This window comes from Bradyrhizobium sp. STM 3566 (assembly GCF_045571445.1).
Taxonomy (GTDB): Bacteria; Pseudomonadota; Alphaproteobacteria; order Rhizobiales; family Xanthobacteraceae; genus Bradyrhizobium; species Bradyrhizobium vignae.
In genome coordinates this window covers 5227665-5244692 of record NZ_CP120692.1, presented here as the reverse complement: position 1 = coordinate 5244692, position 17028 = coordinate 5227665, and the positions used below count along the sequence as shown (strand labels likewise).

Sequence of the window (17028 nt, the reverse complement as noted above, 5' to 3'; positions counted from 1 at the left end):
ACGGCGCTTGCAGAACTCTGGCCAAGAGAGTTCTCGCGGGGCCTGCGTCATGTTGAACTCAGCCAATCCGACAAAGGGCGTCGTCAGCGCCGAGCCCGAGCCGATCGCGCTCGACTGGCCGGCCACCGCGCTTCTCATCATCGACATGCAGCGCGACTTCATGGAGCCCGGCGGCTTCGGCGAAACGCTCGGCAACGACGTCAGCCAGCTTGCACGCGCGGTGAAGCCGATCGGCGCGGTGCTGACGGCGGCGCGCGACATCGGCATGCTGGTGATCCACACGCGCGAGGGGCATCTGCCCGATCTCTCCGACGCGCCGCCGGCAAAGATCGAACGCGGCGCGCCGAGCCTTCGTATCGGCGATCCCGGTCCGATGGGACGAATCCTCATTCGCGGTGAGGCCGGCCACGACATCATTCCCGAGCTCTATCCGTTCGACAGCGAAATCGTGATCGACAAGCCGGGCAAGGGCGCCTTCTACGCCACCGAGCTCGGCGATGTCCTGGAGAATTACGGTATCGAGAATCTCTTGGTGTGCGGCGTCACGACAGAAGTTTGCGTCAACACCACCGTGCGCGAGGCCAATGACCGCGGCTATCGCTGCGTCGTCGTGTCCGATGGCTGCGCATCCTACTTCCCCGAATTTCACGAGATGGGCCTGAACATGATCAAGGCCCAGGGCGGCATCTTCGGCTGGGTCGCAAGCTCAGCCGCAGTCTTGGAGGCGATGAAGAGTTCGAACACATTGGGGGTAACATCATGAGCAAATTGACGGGGACGGCCGGCAAGTCTGAGATCAATACGTCCGACTTCAAGCTGGCGCTATGGACATCGGGCGACTGGAACGCGTTTTTCGGCTTCGGTACCAACATCCTCGTCAACATGCTGGTGCTCACGGGCCTGCTTCGCTTCGTGTTGAAGATGCCTGATGGTCTCGTGTTCGGGCGCATCCTGCCCGCGCTCGGGCTGATGATGTGCCTCTCCACCTTCTACTATGCGTATCTCGCCTATCGCCTCGCGCAGAAGACCGGCCGCAACGACGTCTGCGCGCTGCCGTCCGGCGTCAGCGTGCCGCACATGTTCATCGTCACCTTCGTGATCATGCTTCCGATCACGCTGAAGACCGGCGATCCTCTCAAGGGCTGGTCGGCGGGTCTCGTCTGGGTGTTCTTCCAGAGCTTCATTCTCATGATCGGCGGCTTCATCGCGCCGTTCATCCGCAGGATCACGCCGCGCGCGGCGCTACTCGGCACGCTTGCCGGCGTCTCCATCACCTTCATCTCGATGCGGCCGGCGCTGGAAATGTACATGACGCCGCAGATCGGTCTCGTCTGCTTCGCCATCATCCTGGTGAGCTGGTTCGGCGGGGTGAAATATTGGCGCGGCGTTCCCGCAGGCCTCGTCGCGATCGCGGCCGGCATGATCATCGCCTGGGGCTCGAACCTGTTCGGGCTCGGTCTCGGCGGCCTGAGCCTCAAAGGTGTCGGCGCGGCCTTTGCCAATTTCGGCTTTTCTGTGCCGATCCCGGCGGTAAACCATGTCTTCTCCGGCTTCGAATTCCTGGGCATCATCCTCGTCACCGCCATTCCGTTCGGCATCTACGATCTCGTCGAGGCCATGGACAATGTCGAGAGCGCGGAAGCGGCCGGCGACGAATATCCGACCACGCGCGTGCTCACCGCCGACGGCGTCGTCAGCCTGATCGGCTGCCTGATGGGCAATCCCTTCATCAACGCCGTCTATATCGGCCATCCCGGCTGGAAGGCGATGGGCGGTCGGATCGGTTACTCGGCGGCGACCGGCGTCATGGTGGTCGTGCTGTCCTGGTTCGGCATCATCTCGGTGCTGCTGGCACTCGTGCCTGTCGTCGCGATCTCGCCGATCTTGCTCTACATCGGCATGCTGATCGGGGCGCAGGCATTCCAGACGACACCGGTCAAGCACGCGCCCGCCATCGTGCTGGCGCTGACGCCGCATCTCGCCGCCTGGGCCAAGCTCCAGATCGACACGATGCTCGGCTCCACCATGAACGCGGCGGCAACCGTCGGCGGCTTGGCGGCCGACAAGGCCGATGCGGTCAAAGCCGCCGCGATCGCCGCGCTGCCGCAGCAGGGCGTGTTCTACCACGGTCTTGAGGTGATGGGCGGCGGCTCCATCCTCGGCGGCCTCATCCTCGGCGCCATCGGCGTCTTCATCATCGAGCGCGATTTCGAGAAGGCGTCCGCCTTTGCGCTGGTCGGGGCGGTGCTGACCTATTTCGGCTTCATGCACGGCGAAGCCGTCGGCATTGGCGGCGGCTTTGGCGTGACGCCCGCGGTCGCCCTGGCCTACGCCGTGATGGCCGCTGGGCTGTTCGCCGCCGGCAAGCTCGGCGCCAGCGAGCCCTACGCCGCACATCCGGAGATGTCCGCCGCGCCGGCGGAGTAGGCGCAGCTTTCGATACGCGGAACGGTCGAGCGGATGGCTCGGCCGTTTAGGCTCAGGGACGTACGGCCGGCGTCTCCATTGGCAGGCCATGCGCCCGCGACATCAGATAGAGTTCGAGCGCGACCAGCTCGGGCGATCCGTAGTCATAGGCCTGGGCACGGACGCCGCTCATGCAGCTGCGCAGCCGCCGCTCCAGCGAGCCCAGTGTCTGCCATTCCAACCGATAGAGCGGATAGCCGGTCGGTTGCGCTTGCGTGATCGGCGCGCCGGCGAGGCGCTTGTCGAAATTGTCGTCGTGGCAGTTGGTGCAGGCGAGGTTGAGCTGTCCCTCACGCTGCATGTACAGCGCGCGGCCCTGCTCGACAAAGGGTTTGGCTTGCGGATCGTCACCGGCCGTGATCGGGGTGCCGCGCGACTGATGGGCGATGAAGGCGGACAATGCGAGCAGATCGTGGCTCTCATAGGGCAGCGGTATCGCCTGCTGATGATTGGCGCGGCAGAGATTGATCCGCTGATCGAGCGTGACGGGGCGGCCGAGGGCCTTGTCGAAGGCGGGATAGCGCGCCGCGACGCCTTTCATGCTGCTGCGCGCATCGCCATGACAATCCGTGCAGGATTTGGCGGCGCTGCCGGTCTTCTTCGCCCACAGCGCTTCGCCGTCGAGCACGAACAGCATGCCGGGATTGCTGGTGTCGTCCTCCTGCATGGCGCGCGTGTCCGGACCCATGAAGGCATAGCCGGAACGGCGTGCATCGGGCGGGATTTCGCCCGCGAGCAGGGCAGGCGCCGCGGCAAACAATGCTGCCGCGGCTATCGCGCGCCAAGACATCATTCGACCGTGATCGATGCCGAAGCAGCGGAGGAATAGCCGTTGTCGCCGATCCACTCGAACTCGAACTTGCCGCTTTCCTTGACGACCGCGAAAAACGACAAATACGGGTTCGCGGCGATAGCCGGAAACAGATCGGCGCGAAAAATCTCAGCGCCGTTGTAACGGCAGGTGAAGCTCGTGATGATGTTGCGCGGCACCAGATTGCCGTCGGCGGTGTGGCGGAAGCCGGTCTCCATGATGTGCGAGGTCAGCGTGCGGATCTCGACGATGTCGCCGCGTTTGGCCTTCGAGGGGACGTTGATGAGGGCAGCCATCAGTTCATCTCCTCGGTGCAGGCGGCCAGTGTCACGACGACGTCGGCGGCAATTTGCCAGAACGTGTCGTCGGAGAGACGCGCGATCGCAACCACCTTCTGGGTGTCGGCGAGCCGAATCCGTGTCGAGACCTGGGCACGGCCGGAGGCAGGGCCGAAATAGAAATTGCCGATGTTCGGCTGCGGGTTCTTCTCGTTGAAGACGTGGATGCTCTTGACGTGGTCATCGGCCGTCATCGGGCTTGCGACGCTCACCGTCAGCGGCACGGTGTTGCCGTTCTCGACCAGCGGCGGAATATCCAGCTTGATCCTGCCGGTGTGAATCTGCGCTTCGCCGACCACGTTGCGGATCGCCGCGTTGAGCATCGCCGGTGTCGCCTCGAGCGGCCGCAGCGTGACGATCGGGATCGTCCCGGCGACTGTCGCGCCTCCGGCGAGGCTCAGGAATTGTCGTCGCGTGGTCGGCATGAACCTAGTCCCGAAGTGTTGCAAGAAAGGCCACGATGTCCTCGATCTCCGCAGCCGACAAGATCGGCTTGCCGGCGAAGTTACGTCCGACGCGGACGAAGCCGTCGTTGCGATAGTAGGATGGCATGATGGTGTCCGGATTGAAGCGCGAGGCATCGACCAGTCGAAGTCGCAACTGGCTCACCGACCACCGGTTCCCGGCGCCGGAGAGATCAGGCGCAAGGTCGCCCTGGAACCGCGTTTCCGGAAATGGGCCGGAATGGCAGAGGATGCAGGTCGTCGTGCGCGCGAGCACCAGCGCGCGGCCGCGCGCGGCATCGCCGGACGAGCCCGTGAGTGATGCAGGAATGCCGTCGCCGATGATTGTGTAGGGCACGAGGTCATCGGCTTTTGAAGGCGAACAGAAGGCGAGGCTTGCGACGACGAGTGCGGCATTCGCAACTCTTGGAAGAGGCGAGTGAGATCGCCGGGCACTCCTCTGACCTCTCTCGCTTGCGGAAGAGGTCGCCGCGCAGCGGCGGGTGAGGGTTCTTTCCTCTCGGGGGCTCTCGCGTGTGGAGACACCCTCTCTCCGACCCTTCCCCACAAGCGCGGGAGGGGGTGCACTTTGGCTGTGGCGGCAGGCTCGTTTCATTATGGCTCTAGCCAAACGTATTCGCCGTGATGGTTTGAAACCAGCGCTCGGCCTCAGCCGCCTCGCGGGCGCGCAGCTCGCGCGGGGCATCGACCGGGCTGGTCGCGACGCCCTCGACCTCGGCGAAGATGTCGCCTTTGGGCTGGTAATTGCCGATGAGCGAGAAGCCGTAGCCGGGTGCGACGGTGTCGTAGCAGATGCCCGTCAATCGCGGCGCCTCCGGCGTGCGGCCCGCGAGCAAAGCGACGATCGCGCCAGCGCATGCCTTGCCCTGAGCGCTCGCAGCCGATGCCGATTTGGGGATGCCGCCGCCGAGGCAGGCATCGCCAATGACGTGGATGTTCGGAACGAGTTTCGACTCGAAGGTGACGGGATCGATCGGGCACCAGCCGGTCGTGTCCGCGGTGCCTGCGATCCCGGCAATGCGCCCCGCGCGCTGCGGCGGGATGACATTGGCGACATCAGGGGTGTAGTTGCCGAACTCCGTGAGGATGGTTCTCGTCGCGGGATCGACCGAGGTGACGCGACCGCCTTGCGATAGCGCGATGCGCTCGATCATGTCGCCATAGAGCTCTTTCCACGCCTTCTCGAACAGCCGCTGCTGCGAGAAACTGTCCTTGGCATCGAGGATCAGAACCTTCGAGCGCGGCTTCTTCGTCTTCAGGTAATGCGCGATCAGGCTTGCGCGCTCGTAAGGTGCTGGCGGGCAACGGGAAGGATTGGCCGGGATTGCAACGACGACCGTGCCGCCGTCCGCCATCGCTTCCAATTGCCTGCGCAGCAAAAGCGTCTGCGCACCGGCTTTCCAGGCGTGCGGCATCGTCTCCGACGCGGCGGCGTCGTAGCCAGGCAGGGCTTCGGGATGGAAGTCGATGCCGGGCGAGAGCACGAGCCGGTCATAACCAAACGCGGTACCGCCGTCCGTCGTCACCCTACGCTTTTGCGTGTCGATGCTCGTCACAGCCTGAGCGACGATGCTGATGCCGTCGGCCGCGAGCTTGTCGTAGCCGAACTGCTGCGCCTCGATCTCGCGCAGGCCCGCGATCACCTCATTGCTGAAGGGGCAGGAGATGTAGGTCTTGTTCGGCTCGATCAGGGTGACCGGCAATTTTGCATCGGCGCGCTTGAGCGCGCGGGCGCAAGCGGCGCCGCCAAAGCCGCCGCCGATCACGACGATCTGACCCATCGATTGGGCGCGCAGGATCGAAGGTGCGGCGAGCGATGTGGCCGCGACGGCGATGCCGAGGGCGGCACTCCGCCGTGTCACCGGCGTATTCATGAGACTTGTCCGGAAAATGCAGCGGCGGCCGGCGTGGCCGCCGCAGCTCTTCTTACGCGAAGGTGATGTTCTGATCGCGCAGCGGCACCGAACGGATGCGTTTGCCGGTTGCGGCGAAGTACGCATTGAGCACCGCCGGCGCCGCGACGCCGATGGTCGGCTCACCGACACCGCCCCAGAACCCGCCGCTCGGCACCATCACTGTCTCCACTTTCGGCATCTCGCTGATACGCATCGAGTTGTAGGTGTCGAAGTTGGTCTGCTCGATCTTGCCGTCCTTGACGGTGCAGCCGCCATAGAACAGCGCGGAGAGGCCATAGACGAAGGAGCCGGCAACCTGTCGCTCCACCTGCGCCGGATTGACGACGTAGCCGGGATCAGTGGAGGCGACGATGCGATGCACCTTGATCTTGCTGCCGTCGACCACGGAGATCTCGGCGGCGCCGGCGACATAGCTGCCATAGCCCATGACCTGCGCGATGCCGCGATAGACGCCCTGCGGCGCCGGCGTAGTCCAGCCGATCTTCTCGGCAACCGCATTGAGCACAGCGAGGTGCTTGGGGTGGTTGCCCATCAGCTTGCGGCGGAATTCGAGCGGGTCCTGGCCTGCGGCCTGGGCCAGCTCGTCCATGAAGCACTCCATGTAGATTGCATTGTGATTGACGTTGACGCCGCGCCAGAAGCCCGGCGGAACGTGCGGGTTGCGCATCGCATGCTCGATCAACAGGTTCGGCACCGAATAGCCGAACGCGGCCTCGCCCGATTGGGCGACGCCCTGGAACGCTGCCGGATCCATGCCGTTCTGCAGCGCTTCGGGGCGCAGCGAGAACAGGATCGACTGCCCGGACAGGCGGTAGTGCAGCGCGATCAGATTGTTGTTGGCATCGAAGGCGCCGGTCATCTTGCACTGCGTGACCGGGTGATACTTGCCGTGCGCCATGTCCTCTTCGCGCGACCACAATAGCTTGATCGGCGTGCCCGGCATCTGCTTGGCGATCATGACGGCCTGGCGAACATAGTCGGTCTGGCCGCGCCGGCCGAAGCCGCCGCCGAGCATCACCTTGTGGACGTCGCACTTCTCGGCCGGCAGGCCGGACGCCTCCAGCACTGCCGCGAAGGCCGCCTCGCCATTCTGCGTGCCGCACCAGACCTCGCACTTGTCCGCCGTGTAGAGCGCGGTGGCGTTCATCGGCTCCATGGTGGCGTGGTTCTGGTAGGGATAGCTGTAGACGGCCTCGACCTTCTTTGCGGCCCCGGCGATCGCGGCTTTCGCGTCGCCGTTCTTGTTGCCGACATAGGCCGGCTGCGCATCGTCGAGCCCCTCGGCCAGCCACTTCGCAATCGACTCGCTGGAGACCTTGGCGTTGTCGCCCTCGTCCCAGGTGATCGGCAGTGCCTCCAGCGCGGTCTTGGCGTGCCACCAGGTGTCGGCAACGACGGCGACCGCGGTGTCGCCGACCGTGACGACCTTTTTGACGCCCTTCATGCCGGCGACCTTGGCCTCGTCATAGCTCTTCAGCTTGCCGCCGAACACCGGGCAGTCCTTGATCGCGGCGTTCAGCATGCCCGGCAGCTTGACATCGATGCCGTAGACCATGGCGCCGGTGGTCTTGTCGACGGTGTCGAGCCGCTTCACGCCCTTGCCGATCAGCTTCCAGTCCTTGGGATCCTTCAGCTTGACGTCCGCCGGCGGCGTCAGCTTCGCCGCGGCCTCGGCGACCTTGCCGTAGGTCGTGGTCCGGCCCGAGGGCGTATGGGTGATGACGCTGTTCGCGGCCGTGCATTCGGAGGCCGGCACCTTCCATGCGTCGGCGGCGGCTTGGATCAGCATCACGCGCGCGGTGGCGCCACCCTTGCGGACATAGTCCTGCGAGGAGCGGATGCCGCGGCTGCCGCCGGTGGAGAAATCGCCCCAGACGCGCTTGCGGGCCACGCTCTGGCCGGGGGTCGGATATTCGGTCGTGACCTTGGTCCAGTCGCATTCGAGCTCCTCGGCGACGAGCTGCGCAAGGCCGGTGAGCGAGCCCTGGCCCATCTCGGAGCGGGCGATGCGGATCACCACGGTGTCGTCGGGCCTGACCACCACCCAGGCGCCGATCTCGGGCGAGCCGTCGGCGGCGCGGACCACGGCAGGGCCCCCGAAGGGGATGTCGAGGCCGATTGCCAAGCCGGCGCCCAGGGTGGCGCTTCCGATCACGAAGGCGCGGCGGTTCATTTGGAGCGAGACGTGCTTGTTCATGGGGCGGCTCCTTTAAGCGCTTGCGATCGTGTGGATCGCCTCGCGCACCTGCTGGAAGGTGCCGCAGCGGCAGATATTGGTGATGGCCTCGTCGATGTCGGCGTCGGTCGGCTTCGGCTTCTCGTTCAAGAGCGCCGCCACCGCCATGATCATGCCGCTCTGGCAATAGCCGCATTGCGGCACGTCCTGAGCGATCCAGGCCTCCTGCACCTTGTGCAGCGAATCCCCGGATGCGAGCCCTTCGATGGTGGTGATCTTCTTGCCCTCGGCCTCACTGACCGAAAGGCCGCAGGAGCGCATCGCTACGCCGTCGATGTGAACCGTGCAGGCGCCGCATTGTGCAATGCCGCAACCGTATTTGGTGCCGGTCAGGCCGGCGTTCTCGCGGATCGCCCAGAGCAGCGGCGTATCCGGCTCGACGTCGAGGGTGAGGGTTTTTCCGTTGATTGTTAGGTTTGCCATCGCAGTCCCCTGATTGGCCCAATCCACCGATTGAACTCAGGGGCGCAATGTGTCCGGCAAACTGGAACTGTTCAAATCAACAGTCCGAGGGGTGGCTGGAATGCATTGCGTCGCTCTTGGGGGATGGACCGGCGCGTTGTTTTGCCTCATCCCTTGTCGAGCGATTCGGGTTGACGCCTTTTCGTGGGCGCCAATCCGCGGCTTGAAGCGACGTCCGGGGCGGATTGCCGTGCAGAGGCCACAGTTTGTCCTTTTTGCCGGGGTGCAAGATGAGGGCACTTTGGTACACTGCCCCGCCGCCAACAGGAGTTCCATGAACGTGCCGAGTCCCTGCAACGTACTGATGCTCTACCCGCTGTTCTCGGCAGAGTCCTTCTGGAGCTTTGGCGAATCCTGCAAAGTGATGGGCGTCAAGCGTCCCGCCGCCCCTTTGGGCCTGATCACCGTTGCCGCGATGTTGCCCCAGAGCTGGACGGTCCGGCTGATCGATTGCAACACGGCACCGCTCGGCGACGAGGATCTTGCCTGGGCCGATGTCGTCTTCACCGGCGGAATGTTGCCGCAGCAGGCCGACACGCTGCGCCTGATCGAGCTCTGCCGCGCGGCTGGCAAGCCGGTGGTGGTCGGCGGCCCCGATCCCACCTCGAGCCCCCACATCTATGAGCGGGCCGATTTCCAGGTGCTCGGCGAGGCCGAGAGCGTCATCGACCAATTCATCGCGGCCTGGGAAAGTGGTGCGCGGTCCGGCGTCTTCACCGCGCCGAAATTCCAGGCCGACGTCACCAAGACGCCGGTGCCGCGTTTCGACCTGCTCAATTTCGAGGACTATCTCTATCTCGGTGTCCAGTATTCACGCGGCTGTCCCTTCACCTGCGAATTCTGCGACATCATCGAGCTCTATGGGCGCGTGCCGCGGACCAAGACGATCGAGCAGATGTTCGTCGAGCTCGAGACGCTCTACGAGATGGGCTACCGCGGCCATCTCGATTTCGTCGATGACAATTTCATCGGCAACAAGAAGTCGCTGCGGCAATTCCTGCCAAGGCTCGCCGAATGGCAGCGTGCGCACGGCTACCCCTTCGAATTCTCCACGGAAGCCTCGGTCAACCTCGCCGACGATCCGGAACTCTTGGAGCTGATGGGCGCGGCGAATTTCTTCGGCATCTTCGTCGGCATCGAAAGTCCGGACCCGGCGACGCTTGTCGCGATGCGGAAGAAGCAGAATACGCGGCGCAACATCGCCGAGAGCATCCACAAGATCTACGCCGCCGGCATGCTGGTCACCGCGGGCTTCATCGTCGGCTTCGACAACGAGAGTGTCTCGATGGCGGAGTCCATGATCGAGTTCATCGAGGAGGCGGCGATTCCCGTCGCCATGGTCGGCCTGCTCTATGCCTTGCCGAACACGCAGCTCACGCGCCGGCTCGAGCGCGAAGGCCGGCTGCATCAGGGCCACGACGTGGCGCCGACCATCGGCGCCGATCAGTGCACGGCCGGCATCAACTTCGATCCGGTCCGCCCGCTGCGCGACATCCTGTTGGACTACAAGCGGGTGCTGGAACACATCTACAGCCCGGCGGCCTATGCAGCACGCGTCGATCGTTTGATGACACTGCTCGACCGTTCCCGGCAGCGCGCCGAGCTCGCCGAAGGAGACATCCGCGCCAGGCTCGGGGCGATGGAGACGGTGCACAAGGTGGTCACCGCCCTTCCCGAGGCGCGGGGGCCGCTCTGGCAGACCTTCATGAACTGCGCCAAGCGCGACACGTCATCGGCGCGCATCGCCGTGCAGATGATCGCGGCCTATGCGCATCTCGGACCGTTCTCGCGCAAGGTCATCGCGGCCATCGACGCGCGCTTGGCTGCGCTGGATAACGAGACCGTCACTCCGGCGGCTGTCGGCGTGACGGCGGCCTGACGGCTTACTTCACCGCAAGCCGCAAGAAGCTCATCACGCTGCCGAGCGCCGCAAAGCCGGCGCCGAGCGCCAGCGCCAGTGTCGCACCGTCGTGTCCGGCGAGCGCGAAGCACAAGGCGGCGAGCGCGGCCCCGGTGGTTTGTCCCGTCAGGCGCGCGGTCGCGACGATGCCGGAGGCGCTGCCGCTGCGATGCGGCGGCGCGCTCGACATCACCGCCTTCATGTTCGGTGCCTGGAAGAAGCCGAACCCCATGCCGCAGATCACCATCCGCCAGATGATGTCGGCGATGGCGGGGTTGGCCGGAAGCGTCGCGAGCAGCGCCATGCCGAGGCCGAGCAGCACCAGCCCAATGCCGCCGAGCAGGCCGACCGCGTGACGGTCCGACAGGCGGCCTGCGATCGGCGCCATGATGCCGACCACCAGCGGCCATGGCGTCATGAAGAATCCGGTCTCGACCTGCGAGCGGCCGAGCACGTCCTCGAAATAGAACGGCAGCGAGACGAAAGCGAGGCCCTGGACCGCGAAGGAGCACACCGCGGTCGCCGCCGACAGCGCGAACATCGGACGGCTGAACAGGTCGATCGGCAGCATCGGCGCGGGATGCTCGGCATGGCGCCGCGTCAGGATGAAGCCGAGCGCGAGGGCCGTGACCAGCTCAACGCCCACGACGATCGGCGACAGGTTATGCGCTGCGCTGCCAATGCCGGTGATGAACAGGCCGAGGCAGGCGGCGGCGAGGATCGCGCCGAGAAAGTCGAAGCCGTGATCGGCGCGCGGCGTCTTCGGCAGCATCGCAAAGCCGATGCCGATGGCGATGAGGCCGAACGGGATGTTGACGGCGAACAGCCAGGGCCACGGGCCGAGCGCCAGGATCGCGGAGGCGATCGAGGGCCCGAAGGTAAAGGCGGTCGCGACCACCAGCGCGTTGTGGCCGAAGCCGCGGCCGAGCATCCGCCCCGGATAGACGAAGCGCACCAGCGCGGTGTTGACGCTCATGATGCCGCTCGCGCCCAATCCTTGCAGCGTGCGCGCGACCAGGAGGCTCTCCAGCGACCATGCCACCGCACAGAGCAGCGAGGCGATGGTGAACAGGATAAGGCCGCCGAGATAGATGCGCTGATGCCCGACGATCTCGCCGAGCGCTCCGAGCGGCAGCAGCGTCGCCACCAGTGCGATCTGGTAGACGTTGACCACCCAGACCGACTGCTCCGGGCTGACATGCAGATCGGCGGCGATGGCAGGCAGGGCGATGTTGGCGATCGCGGTATCGAGCGAAGCCATCGCCAGCGCGGTGAAGATCGCGGCAATCGCCCAGCGCCGTTGCGCGGCCGGAACGCCGTCGGCGATCGGCGGAGCGGGTTCGCGCGCGGCGGCAGGTAACGTGATTGTCATTGCGTTGGCGCGTTGCTCCGGCGGCAGGCTATGCCTGTACTACGGCTCGGCGGCCGGCCACAGGCTTATGCGTGCATGCTGTGTATGCGCCGATGCCGCACGCGCCGCGGAAAGGGCAGGGCAAGCGCGCCGTTCGCCTGCTTTCGGTGCCGGTCACGACGTTCAAAGCAAAAAGTCGAAAAACAACCCCATGCACAGTAGAAGAGCCCTTGATCTATAAGGGAATTTTCCAACTGCCTTGCGATGACATTCGCAGCCGCGATCAAGTTGACCCGTCGGGCAAAACACTGGCACGATGAAATCGTGGCAGGACGCTCGGAAGGACCAGCATGCGCGCGTCGACGTCGCATAGTCGTCGCGGCCACGCCCAGAGCCGTCGCCCCTAACGCACTTCCGTCACGGTCGGATCGACCACCGATGGCGGGCTTGCGACTGTCGACTCGCCGCTACTGCCAAAATCGGCGCCGCATCGGCCAGATACCAGTGACTTTTGAACGTCTGCGGCTTCGTCTTTCCTCGGCCTTTTCCAGTCGGGTACGCAGGTTCTGAAGCTCTGCCAATTGAGAGCTGAGTGACGAGACACGCTGACGCAGAACCACCATACGGTCGCACACCTGGCCACGAGTACTCATGACGCGCCCCTAAACTGTGACTATTAAACAATGATCGACGTCGGGCGAAAACAAAATGGGCTCAACCTATAGGTTTAGTTAAATGACGGTTAGCACAGGTTCATTGAAAAAATATGAAATAGCCGACACGCACGGCAGGAGACGTGGCCCGACCGCGGTCCGGGGAGACGGCAAGGGTCAAACCGCCGCTGGATCGTGATTTCGAGCGAGAGCCCAAGTCGCTTCCGAATTCGTCTGCGGGAAACCGCCGCTAGAGTAGAAGCCCCAGCGCCAACCAGGTTGCAACAGACAAGCAGACGCCAATTCCTAAGTACGGCAATGCAATGCGCATCGGTCACTCCTCGGCTCCGAGACGCGACGAGAACACGGTCAGATACGCATATTCGCGGCGCCGAGCCTATATTCCATGCGATGTACGGGCTTTGTCATGTAACCGCCGGAACGCAGCGTGCTTGGCTGAAATCCGGTGTGATCAGGCGTGACTGCTTACCGAGTGCGGGTGAATTCCGATGTAGCGTCATCGAGGCTTTAGCGGGGGTGGGCGGGTGAGCTGGACCGTCGGCTGAACCACCGCTGTTCCCCGCTCTTATTTTGACGCCCGCCCTGATTTAAAAGACTAATTCAATTTTATTAAAAATTGTGATTTAATTTAGAAAATGATACGTTGTAAACGTTAGCGCCACATCCTGCACGAACCCGCAAATGCGAGGGAGGGGCACGTGGCTATTCTATTTGGCGATACGAATGGATCACTCACGGGCCGACAGCACGGCGGAGCCCAGACACTGGTCGGTTCCGATCCGACCAACATGCTGTTCGGAGATGCCGGCGTTGACTTGCGCGACCGCGCGGTCGGCGGCAACGACACCTTGCTGACTTCCGGATCCGGAAGCCTGTTTGGTGATGCGGGCGGAAACATTTCTGATTACGCGCTGGGCGGCAACGACACGTTGTCCGCCGATGTGCCGGCGTCTGCCATCATCCCCGGCGAGACTTTCATTCTGAGCATGTACGGTGATGCCGGAGGCAGCATCTCGGATCGGGCCCTTGGTGGCAACGACAGCCTCAATGTCGAACTGCCGCTGGCCTTCACGCCCGGTGTGAGAGTGAATGCCTATGGCGACGCAGGCGAAACATTGGCCGGTCAAGCCCGTGGAGGTGATGATCATTTCGGCGTTTCCGGTGGCGGGCACCAAACCGTCGCCGTGTATGGAGATGCCGGCGGCAATCTGATCAATCGCGCAGTCGGCGGTAACGACACCTTCGTTGGTCACACCGGACCGGATAGCACTTTTGAGTTCTATGGCGACGCCGGTGGAAGCCTGTTCGGGTATGCCCGCGGCGGAAGCGACAGCTTCACCGCGAGCGGATCCGAGTACAACAATCATCTCTATGGTGATGCCGGAGGCGACATGGCCGGCCATGCAGCCGGTGGTAATGATAGTTTTGCTGTGAGCGGGATCAACCCGTTCAACTTCGTCTTTGGCGACGGCGGTGGAAACATGTCCGCTTCCGCCGCCGGCGGAAACGACACGTTCAACGACTCGAGCGATGCGACACTCGCCGATCGCAACGTCTTTGCCGGCGATGCGGGCGGGAACATGTCCGGTCTGGCCCGCGGAGGGGACGACACCTTCAACAAGACCGGTCTTGGCGGGAGCACGTTCTATGGCGATGCCGCGGGTGACATGTCCGATGGCGCCCACGGCGGCAATGACACCTTCCAGGCTTCGGGCACGCAAGACCAAAATGTCTTCTACGGCGATGCCGGCGGCAACATGGGGGATCAGGCCGTCGGCGGCGACGACACCTATATCGGCGGCAACGTCTTTTCCCAGCTCGCCAATCAGGCGTACGGGGATGCGTCGACCATGTCGGGCCACGCGCATGGCGGGAACGACACGCTGGTCGGCGGCGATGATCCCAATCCACATCCGGCGGGCAGCTACGAAACCACTCTCGTCGGCGATGCCAAATCGATGTCCGACTACGCAAGCGGCGGCAATGACAAGCTGGTAAGCGGCACTGGAAATGACGACATCTGGGGCGATGCGCAGGTGATGCTCGGCTTCGCCAATGGTGGGAACGATACGTTCGTGTTCAATTTCGACAGCGGCCACGACAGGATCGAGGATTTCGGGCAGGCGCTGTCGAACTTGGGATCCGATCACATCGATGTCTCTGCGCTCGGCATCGCGGATTTCAGTGATCTCAGCATCTCAAAGTTCGATCCCGCAACGCATGAGAGTACGATCACGTTCAGCCCGGGCAACGACGTGGTCGTGCATAGCGAGGAAGCGCTCAGGCCCGAGGACTTCATCTTCGCGCCCCATCAGGACCTGCTAATGGCCTGAGCCAAGTGTCTCGTTGCTTAGCTGTCGGTCGAGGACGGAGGCAGCATTCATGCCGCCACGAGGCGGAGTGCATTCCACGGTCTTGTCAGTGGTTCGCGAGCGAGGTTCGAGTGGCAGCTCTCCCATAAAGCTCCCATAAAGAGAGGCTTGCTTTGTTCGCCAGAGAGTGCGTGAGCGGGCCGGGGCCAGCCCGCGCCGGCGACGATTTAATTTGACTTTTGCGCATGAGCAAAATTATATGGATTTAAGTTAATTTATCTATTTAATTTGAGCGCCTTGCCGCGGCGCAGCATCACTATCTACGCGTGTTCTGATGGGTACCGAAACCATGCGCACAGGCCAAGTGATCGCTCCATTGGAGTTGCACTTGAGAGAGGCGTGATCCATGCGCCGATCAATCGATACTGCACCGAGGGGGCGAGAGAACACTCGGATAGAAGACGCGGCGGGGGCTGTTGAGGTCGGTCACCGGTTGCCCGAGACGGGTAGATGGGTCGCGAAGGACGGCTCGCCGATCTGCTTGTCACCGACTCATTGGTGTCCCGAGACCGAGGATGTCGATCCCGTGGAGGCAAAATCGGGCAGTTCGCTCGTTGCGGCTGTCGTTCTGGTCCCCCTCATCTTCGTTGGGGCGGCCCTGCTCGGTGCGTTCGACCCGTTCAAGGCACAGACGATTCCGGAAATGACGCGCATCGACCGCGAGAGCGCCGCCGACCTCGACCGGCGGCCTGAAATCGCGAGCGGATCGCTAGCACTCCTTCAAGGCGAAGCGACGGGGGCCCTGATGCAGGCGATGCCGGCAAGCACAGTGGGACCTCGACAAGGGCTCGACGCAGACGCTCCGCGCAACGACGCACTCTCCGGTGAGCTGGCCGGCGCGCGCAAGGAGCTTGATGAGGCGATCCAGCACACGCACACAGCGGAAATGGCTGCGGAGGAGCTGCGGCAGTCTCTTCAACAGGAGCAAGCCCGCAGCGCCGCAGTCGCGAACGAACTTGCCGGAACCCGCCGCGAAATCGAAACCCGAATCGCACAGGCGCGCAACGCGGATGAGGTGGCCGCGCAGCAGAGAGATGCGGCGGCGCGGGAGATCGCCGAACTGCGGTGGTCCCTGCAGCAGGAGCAGGAAAAGAGCGCCGTCCTGGCGAAGCAGGTGAGCGCCGCGCAGGCAGCAACGGCAAGCGCTGAGCAAGAGCGCTACGAGGCGCAGTCGCGCGCCGCGGCACTCGCAAGCGAACTTGCCGGCATACCTCGCGGATCGCTTGCGGCCGACGGTGCGGCGGCGGAGCAAAGCGAAGCGGCCGGACGGGAGATCGCGGAACTGCGGCAGTCGCTGCAGCAGGAGCGCGAAAGGAACGCAGCCCTCGTGCAGCAGGCGGACGCCGCGCGTTCGACAGCGATGAACGCCGAGCAACAACGTCGTTCCCTCGAAGAGGCCAAGGCTGCCGCGCTGGAGGGCAAACTTGCGGAAGCGCGCCGGGACATCGAAATCCTGAACGGGCAATTGCGCGAGGCGAACGATGCGGTCTCGCAGCAGAGACAGGCCGCGAACCGAGAGATTGCCGAACTGCGGCAGTCGCTGCAACAGGAGCGGAGCAGGACCGAAGCCAGGCAGAGAGACCGCGCCTCGATATCGCGCCGCATCGATGAGCGCGCCCCGATAGAGCAAAGAAACGAAGGCACAATCGCGTCGACGGCGCAGAACGTGATCGCAGCGGAGCCGCCGATGAGTCCAGGGCAAGACGAGGTGGAGGCCCGATTGATCCCGCGTGCCAGAGCGTTGCTCGATCAGGGCAACATTGGCGCAGCGCGGATTGTACTCGAGCTCGCTGCCGAGAAGAACATTGCGCAGGCAATCTTCATGCTGGCGGAGACATATGATCCGGCGGTTCTGTCCGCCTGGGGTGCCTATGGAACGCGCGGCGAGGCGGCTAAGGCGCGAGAGCTCTACGCGAAGGCACAGAGGAGCGGTATTCGCGGAGCCAAGGAACGACTGGACGCATTGCATCACTGAAAGTGGGCTTTTGCGTTTCGACTGGAACGAGTGGTTGCGGTGGGTCATCCGGAAAGAAACAAC

Annotated in this window: 13 protein-coding genes; 5 read left to right on the top strand and 8 right to left on the bottom strand. The window is 63.9% G+C overall.

The window, feature by feature from the left end; all coding sequences use genetic code 11:
* Nucleotides 1–49 precede the first annotated feature (49 nt).
* Nucleotides 50–763, top strand: coding sequence for a cysteine hydrolase family protein (locus P6U27_RS25200; protein WP_122404416.1), 714 nt, complete (start codon nucleotides 50–52; stop codon nucleotides 761–763).
* Complete coding sequence (locus P6U27_RS25195) at nucleotides 760–2427, top strand: regulator (RefSeq protein WP_122404415.1); 1668 nt, start codon at nucleotides 760–762, stop codon at nucleotides 2425–2427. Before P6U27_RS25200 ends, P6U27_RS25195 begins: the two co-directional genes overlap by 4 nt.
* Before the next feature lie 52 nt (nucleotides 2428–2479).
* Here P6U27_RS25195 and soxA read toward each other — a convergent pair whose 3' ends face one another.
* From soxA to P6U27_RS25160, 7 genes are all read right to left on the bottom strand, one after another.
* The gene (gene soxA, locus P6U27_RS25190; protein ID WP_164937116.1) at nucleotides 2480–3259 is read right to left on the bottom strand and encodes a sulfur oxidation c-type cytochrome SoxA; all 780 of its coding nucleotides are present in this window, start codon (nucleotides 3257–3259) and stop codon (nucleotides 2480–2482) included.
* Complete coding sequence (soxZ, locus tag P6U27_RS25185; protein ID WP_122404413.1) at nucleotides 3256–3573, bottom strand: thiosulfate oxidation carrier complex protein SoxZ; 318 nt, start codon at nucleotides 3571–3573, stop codon at nucleotides 3256–3258. The genes soxA and soxZ overlap by 4 nt, the downstream gene beginning before the upstream one ends.
* Nucleotides 3573–4040, bottom strand: coding sequence for a SoxY-related AACIE arm protein (locus P6U27_RS25180; protein ID WP_122404412.1), 468 nt, complete (start codon nucleotides 4038–4040; stop codon nucleotides 3573–3575). The genes soxZ and P6U27_RS25180 overlap by 1 nt, the downstream gene beginning before the upstream one ends.
* Before the next feature lie 4 nt (nucleotides 4041–4044).
* Complete coding sequence (gene soxX / locus P6U27_RS25175; protein ID WP_244607693.1) at nucleotides 4045–4416, bottom strand: sulfur oxidation c-type cytochrome SoxX; 372 nt, start codon at nucleotides 4414–4416, stop codon at nucleotides 4045–4047.
* Nucleotides 4417–4681: 265 nt separating this feature from the next.
* Complete coding sequence (locus P6U27_RS25170) at nucleotides 4682–5953, bottom strand: FCSD flavin-binding domain-containing protein (RefSeq protein ID WP_122404410.1); 1272 nt, start codon at nucleotides 5951–5953, stop codon at nucleotides 4682–4684.
* Between the two features lie 52 nt (nucleotides 5954–6005).
* On the bottom strand, nucleotides 6006–8192 hold the full coding sequence (locus tag P6U27_RS25165; protein WP_129145175.1) for a xanthine dehydrogenase family protein molybdopterin-binding subunit: 2187 nt from the start codon (nucleotides 8190–8192) through the stop codon (nucleotides 6006–6008).
* 12 nt (nucleotides 8193–8204) lie between these two features.
* Nucleotides 8205–8654 carry a (2Fe-2S)-binding protein gene (locus tag P6U27_RS25160; RefSeq protein WP_162500386.1) on the bottom strand — a complete coding sequence of 150 codons (450 nt, stop codon included), beginning with the start codon at nucleotides 8652–8654 and terminating at the stop codon, nucleotides 8205–8207.
* Between the two features lie 313 nt (nucleotides 8655–8967).
* On the opposite strand from P6U27_RS25160, the gene P6U27_RS25155 reads away from it, so the two are divergent.
* Entirely contained in the window at nucleotides 8968–10572 is a 1605-nt protein-coding gene (locus P6U27_RS25155) for a B12-binding domain-containing radical SAM protein (RefSeq protein ID WP_122404407.1), read from the top strand.
* A gap of 4 nt (nucleotides 10573–10576) precedes the next feature.
* Here the strand turns inward: P6U27_RS25155 and P6U27_RS25150 are convergent, their stop codons facing one another.
* On the bottom strand, nucleotides 10577–11965 hold the full coding sequence (locus P6U27_RS25150; protein ID WP_122404406.1) for an MFS transporter: 1389 nt from the start codon (nucleotides 11963–11965) through the stop codon (nucleotides 10577–10579).
* Nucleotides 11966–13316: 1351 nt separating this feature from the next.
* On the opposite strand from P6U27_RS25150, the gene P6U27_RS25145 reads away from it, so the two are divergent.
* On the top strand, nucleotides 13317–14951 hold the full coding sequence (locus P6U27_RS25145) for a calcium-binding protein (RefSeq protein WP_129145173.1): 1635 nt from the start codon (nucleotides 13317–13319) through the stop codon (nucleotides 14949–14951).
* 565 nt (nucleotides 14952–15516) lie between these two features.
* Nucleotides 15517–16965 (top strand): hypothetical protein, encoded by a 1449-nt coding sequence (locus P6U27_RS25140; protein WP_407121954.1) that lies wholly within the window; start codon nucleotides 15517–15519, stop codon nucleotides 16963–16965.
* The last annotated feature ends 63 nt before the right edge of the window (nucleotides 16966–17028 follow it).